Here is a 1,027-nt window from a genome sequence, read left to right as displayed (position 1 = left end):
GAAATAACGGGTACAATACATGGTGGTAAAAAAATAAATGAAGAATTTTTGTGTGAAGATTGTCTGCAAAAAGGAATTGCGAGCGGGGAAATCGAATTATCACAAGTGGAGAAAGAACAAACTTCGTATCTTTCTATAAAAATATTAAAAATAATGAGTGTTATTTATTTAATATCATCCGTTTTAATGGCCGTATACGCTGGAACACTTATACATGATCCAGGCTTTGTTGAACTATCATTTTCAGGATCAGGTGCAGTTGGCATTATTATGCTAGGGTCAATATTCCAATCTGCTCTTGTATTTTGTGGTATTTGGGTATTCATTCTTTTAGTAGAAACGGTTATTAAAATTTATGAGAAAATGAAGTGAGTGAGAGGGAGAAATACATGCGAGTAAGAAACATTCAAGGGGAAGATTATGTAAAGATTCATTCCGTCTTAAATGATTGGTGGGGCGGAAGAGATATGGCTAATATGTTGCCAAAATTGTTTTTCGTTCACTTTCAAGAAACGAGTTTTATCATTGAAGAAGAAGGAGAAACGTTAGGTTTCTTATGCGGATTCTTTTCACAAACGCATAAAGAGGAAGCGTACGTTCATTTTATCGGTGTAAATCCGAAATATAGAAGAAAAGGAATCGCATCGACACTGTATTCTTATTTCTTCGATGTCGCTCGTGCAAATAACCGTAAAGTTGTAAAAGCGATAACGTCAACAGTTAATAAAAAATCGATACAATTTCATCAAGAAATTGGCTTTGAAATTGAAGCCGGGGATGATGAGGTAGATGGTGTATCCGTACATACAAATTATGATGGGAACGGCGGGAGTAGAGTTTTATTTTTAAAAAATGTGTAAAGTAGGCTAACGTGAAGTTAGCCTTTTTGTTGTGAGGAGGAAAGAATATGGAGAGTTCTCAAAGTAGAAACGAGTATTTACGACGTATTTATAAAGTGCAAGACTATATAGAATCAAATATAAATGATTCGCTTTCCATTGAAGATTTAGCGAATGTTGCAGGCTTT

2 protein-coding genes and 1 pseudogene are annotated in these 1,027 nt (G+C 34.7%); all 3 read left to right on the top strand.

Features of this window, described 5'->3' with window-relative positions; translation table 11 throughout:
* Positions 1-372: DUF3980 domain-containing protein (locus tag AC1DTM_RS28275; RefSeq protein ID WP_477001464.1), on the top strand; the 372-nt coding region annotated here is incomplete at its 5' end.
* A 17-nt stretch (positions 373-389) separates the two neighbouring features.
* Entirely contained in the window at positions 390-860 is a 471-nt protein-coding gene (locus AC1DTM_RS28270; RefSeq protein ID WP_016105278.1) for a GNAT family N-acetyltransferase, read from the top strand.
* A gap of 47 nt (positions 861-907) precedes the next feature.
* Positions 908-1,027: pseudogene (locus AC1DTM_RS28265) on the top strand (AraC family transcriptional regulator); the annotation flags it as partial.

Source organism: Bacillus sp. P4_D3, from assembly GCF_056401855.1.
This window is presented reverse-complemented; position numbering and strand designations above follow the sequence as displayed.